At 60.4% G+C, this 4,767-nt stretch carries 4 protein-coding genes; all 4 read right to left on the bottom strand.

What is annotated here, in order from left to right:
• Positions 1–130: 130 nt before the first annotated feature.
• Positions 131–514, bottom strand: coding sequence for a glycine cleavage system protein GcvH (gene gcvH / locus EJA71_RS14690; protein WP_158957975.1), 384 nt, complete (start codon positions 512–514; stop codon positions 131–133).
• Between the two features lie 49 nt (positions 515–563).
• Entirely contained in the window at positions 564–1,646 is a 1,083-nt protein-coding gene (gene gcvT / locus EJA71_RS14695; RefSeq protein WP_158957977.1) for a glycine cleavage system aminomethyltransferase GcvT, read from the bottom strand.
• Between the two features lie 156 nt (positions 1,647–1,802).
• Positions 1,803–3,419, bottom strand: coding sequence for an iron ABC transporter permease (locus EJA71_RS14700; protein WP_158957979.1), 1,617 nt, complete (start codon positions 3,417–3,419; stop codon positions 1,803–1,805).
• Positions 3,420–3,583: 164 nt separating this feature from the next.
• On the bottom strand, positions 3,584–4,588 hold the full coding sequence (locus tag EJA71_RS14705) for an extracellular solute-binding protein (RefSeq protein ID WP_158957981.1): 1,005 nt from the start codon (positions 4,586–4,588) through the stop codon (positions 3,584–3,586).
• Between the last annotated feature and the right edge of the window lie 179 nt (positions 4,589–4,767).

Below are 4,767 nucleotides of genomic sequence, written 5' to 3' on the forward strand. Positions count from 1 at the left end.
ATAGCGGTGTGTCAGACACCTTAATGCTGACTGACACACCGCTATCGCGAGCAGGCTCACTCCTACAGTGGATTTGCATCGTCCTCAAAAAAGCCCCGACGGATCGGGGCTTTGCGGTGTTGCTTGAAGCTTACTCGCCGATGGCGGCCTTGTAAGCAGCAGCATCCAGCAGCTTGTCCAGCTCGGCCTTGTCGCTTGGCTTGAGCTTGAAGATCCACGCGCCGTACGGGTCGGAGTTCAGCAGTTCAGGCGAACCACCCAGCTCTTCGTTGACGGCAATCACTTCACCGCCGATCGGCGAATAGATGTCGGATGCGGCTTTCACCGACTCAACCACACCGGCCTGATCTTGTGCAGCGAAGACTTTGCCGACTTCGGTCAGCTCGACGAACACCACATCGCCCAGCGCTTCCTGCGCGTGATCGCTGATGCCCACGGTGACGGTGCCGTCGGCTTCCAGGCGAGCCCATTCATGACTTTCGGCGAAACGCAGTTCAGCGGGGATATTGCTCATCTTCGGTGTCCTCGGTAATCAGGTCAGCGGTCATGCCCGCCAAAAAAGGTTAGATCAAAGTTTTGCCATGGCGTACGAAGGTCGGTTTGACCACCCGTACCGGGTACCACTTGCCACGGATTTCCACTTCGGCGCGGTCGGCGGTGGCCATCGGAACACGCGCCAGGGCAATCGATTTGCTTAGCGTAGGGGAGAAACTACCACTGGTGATCTCTCCTTCGCCAACATCGGCGATACGAACCACTTGATGAGCGCGCAAAACACCGCGTTCCTCCAGCACCAGACCGACCAGTTTGTGCGCAACGCCGGCGGCTTTTTCCGCCGCAACGGCAGCGCGGCCGATGAACTGGCGCGAGGCCGGTTCCCAGGCGATGCTCCAGGCCATGTTCGAGGCTAGCGGCGAAACGTCCTGATGAATGTCCTGACCGTACAGGTTCATCCCGGCTTCCACCCGCAGGGTGTCGCGGGCACCGAGGCCGATCGGAGAAATGCCGGCGCCGACCAGATCGTTGAAGAACCCCGGTGCCTGATTGGCCGGCAGACAGATTTCCAGACCGTCTTCACCGGTGTAACCGGTACGGGCAATAAACCAGTCGCCGTCGGTGTAGCCTTCGAACGGTTTAAGGTGCTGAATCAGCGTGGCGCGGGACTGGGTCACCAGTTCGGCAATCTTGTGCCGGGCCTGCGGGCCTTGAATGGCGAGCATCGCCAGCTCGGTGCGTTCGTGCAGTTGCACGTCGTAATCGCCGCGCTGCGCGTTCATCCACGCTAGATCCTGATCACGGGTCGAGGCATTGACCACCAGACGATAAGCGTCGTCGAGACGGTAGACGATCATGTCATCGACGATGCCGCCGCGCTCATTGAGCATGGTGCTGTACAACGCACGGCCGGGGCGGTGCAGGCGGTCGACATCATTGGCCAGCAAATGCTGGAGCCAGGCTTTGGCCTGAGTGCCGGTGACATCGATCACGGTCATGTGAGAAACATCGAACACCCCGCAATCGCGGCGCACTTCGTGGTGTTCCTCGACCTGCGAGCCGTAATGCAGTGGCATGTCCCAACCGCCAAAATCGACCATCTTCGCGCCGAGGGCGAGATGCAGGTCATACAGAGGCGTACGCTGTCCCATGGGTTTCTCCTTCCGGGCGTGGCGAAGGTGCGGACAGTCGCTGTGCAGCGTGAAAGCCCTGTCATAGAAGGCTTTCAGCCAATGTCAGCGAACAGATCTGTCAGACGAACCGCACCGAATGCCGCGCATTGTAGCCGCATGATTCAGGACTCACTACTAAGTGTTTCGGTGCGCCGAGCGACGGATCAGGCCGATGACCGGTAGCAGTCCAACCAGAACCAGGGTCAGCGCCGGCAATGACGCCCGTGCCCACTCGCCTTCGCTGGTCATTTCAAAGATGCGTACGGCCAGCGTATCCCAGCCAAACGGGCGCATCAGCAGGGTCGCGGGCATTTCCTTGAGCACATCGACAAACACCAGCAATGCCGCGCTCAGCGTGCCGGGCAGCAGCAACGGCAGATACACTTTGAAAAACAGTCGCGGCCCACTGACACCCAGGCTACGTGCTGCTTCGGGTAAAGATGGCCGTATACGCGCCAGACTGTTTTCCAGCGGGCCATATGCGACCGCGATAAAGCGTACCAGATACGCCATCAACAAGGCCGCCAGACTGCCCAACAGCAACGGTTTGCCCGCGCCACCGAGCCAGCCTGAAAGCGGAATCACCAGCTCTCGATCGAGGTAGCTGAAGGCGAGCATGATCGACACCGCCAGCACCGAGCCCGGCAAGGCGTAACCAAGATTGGCCAGGCCTACCCCGGAGTTGATCGCCGGTGTCGGCGCCAACCGCCGGGCAAAGGCCAGCAGCAACGCAACACTGACAGTGATCAGCGCCGCCATGCCGCCCAGATACAAAGTGTGCAGGATCAGCCCCGCATAACGCTCATCCAGATCGAAACGGCCGCGCTGCCAGAACCAGACGATCAGTTGCAGCAGCGGAATGACAAAGGCACAGGCAAACACCAGACCGCACCAAGTCGTCGCCGCGAAGGCCTTGAACCCGTGCAAGTGATACAGGGCTTTTACCCTTGGCCGCTCGTTGCTAGCCCGATTCGCCCCGCGCGCACGACGTTCGCCATACAGCACCAGCATCACCACCAGCAGCAACAGACTGGCCAGTTGCGCTGCGCTCGGCAGGCTGAAGAAGCCGTACCAGGTTTTGTAGATGGCAGTGGTGAAGGTGTCGAAGTTGAACACCGACACCGCGCCGAAATCAGCAAGCGTTTCCATCAACGCCAACGCCACACCCGCACCGATGGCCGGCCGTGCCATCGGCAACGCGACACGCCAGAACGCTTGCCACGGTGATTGACCGAGCACCCGTGCGGCTTCCATCAGGCCTTTGCCCTGAGCGAGAAACGCGGTGCGCGCCAGCAGGTAAACGTAGGGATAGAAAACCAGCACCAGCACGATGATCACCCCGCCGGTGGAACGCACCCGGGGTAAGCGCAAGCCAGTACCGAACCATTCGCGCAGCAGGGTTTGCACGGGGCCGGCGAAGTCGAGCAGGCCGACAAAAACGAACGCCAGCACATAAGCCGGAATGGCGAAGGGCAACATCAGCGCCCAGTCGAGCCAGCGTCGGCCGGGGAATTCGCAGAGGCTGGTGAGCCAGGCGAGGCTGACGCCGAGCAGCGTCACACCGACACCGACACCGAGCACCAAGGTCAGCGTGTTGCCGAGCAGGCGCGGCATCTGGGTTTCCCACAGGTGCGACCAGATTTGTTGATCGATGGTCTGCCAGGACAGCAGCAGAACGCTCAGGGGCAGCAGCACCAGCGCGGCGATGGCGAAGACGATGGGGTACCAGCGGCGTTGGGCGGGGTGGGCCAAGGAAACAGTCTCGTTCAAATGATTGTGCCCACGCTCTGCGTGGGCACACATCCTGTGACGCTCTGCGTCACGCTGTTGGCGGCACGACGCAGAGCGTCGATGGATGCATTCCCACGCAGAGCGTGGGAACGATCAGTCTCGCGTGGCGCAGTATAAACGCCGGGTCAATTCCAACCCGCCCGATCCATCATGCGGATCGCCTCAGCCTGACGCTTACCCGCCACTTCCACCGGCAAGGTGTCAGCAACGAACTTGCCCCACGCCGCCACTTCTTCCGAAGGCGCGACCGCCGGGTTGGCCGGGAATTCCTGGTTCACGTCAGCAAAGATCTTCTGCGCTTCAGGTGTAGTCATCCACTCGACCAACGCCTTGGCCGCTTCCGGATGCGGCGCATGCTTGGTCAGGCCGATGCCCGACAGGTTGACGTGCACGCCGCGATCCGCCTGGTTCGGCCAGAACAGTTTCACCGGCAGCTCCGGTTTCTGCTTGTGCAGGCGACCGTAGTAGTAAGTGTTGACGATGCCAACGTCGCACTGGCCGGCGTTGATCGCTTCGAGCACAGCGACGTCATCAGAGAACACATCGGTGGACAGGTTGTTGACCCAACCCTTGAGGATTTCTTCGGTCTTGGCCGCACCGTGGACTTCGATCATGGTTGCGGTCAGCGACTGGTTGTAGACCTTCTTCGCCGTACGCAGGCACAGGCGCCCTTCCCAGTTCTTGTCAGCCAGCGCTTCGTAAGTGGTCAGTTCGCCCGGCTTCACCCGTTCAGTGGAGTAGGCGATGGTTCGCGCGCGCAGGCTGAGGCCAGTCCACGCATGGCTGGAAGAGCGGTATTGCTGCGGGATATTGGCGTCGATGGTTTTCGAAGTGAACGGCTGGAGGATGCCCATCTGCTCGGCCTGCCAGAGGTTGCCGGCGTCGACGGTGAGCAGGAGGTCGGCGGTGGCGTTTTCGCCTTCGGCCTTGATGCGCTGCATCAGCGGCGCTTCCTTGTCGGTGATGAATTTGATCTTCACCCCGGTCTTGGCGGTGTAGGCATCGAAGACCGGTTTGATCAGCTCATCGATGCGCGACGAGTAAACCACCACCTCATCAGCGGCCTGGGCCGTTGTGCTGCCGATCAGGGTCAGGGCCAGTGCGGTCAGAAGACGCTTGGGTGCCAACATGGGAGTGATCTCTCGGTCGGAAAATGTGGGCCAAATGATAAGGACTCACATTTACCACCTCAATCGAACTCTTTTTGAAGGAGTTACCAAATGTTGCATGATTGACCGCCACCCCTGTAGGAGCTGCCGAAGGCTGCGATCTTTTGATGTTGTTTTTTAAGATCAAAAGATCGCAGCCT

Origin of the sequence: Pseudomonas sp. PB106, from assembly GCF_009764645.1 — a bacterium.
Taxonomy (GTDB): Bacteria; Pseudomonadota; Gammaproteobacteria; order Pseudomonadales; family Pseudomonadaceae; genus Aquipseudomonas.

What these genes read in the sequence shown, in the direction of transcription:
- EJA71_RS14705 (WP_158957981.1), bottom strand. Translation starts at nt 4,588, where the DNA reads ATGTTGGCACCCAAGCGTCTTCTGACCGCACTGGCCCTGACCCTGATC.
- gcvT (WP_158957977.1), bottom strand. Translation starts at nt 1,646, where the DNA reads ATGGGACAGCGTACGCCTCTGTATGACCTGCATCTCGCCCTCGGCGCG.
- gcvH (WP_158957975.1), bottom strand. Translation starts at nt 514, where the DNA reads ATGAGCAATATCCCCGCTGAACTGCGTTTCGCCGAAAGTCATGAATGG.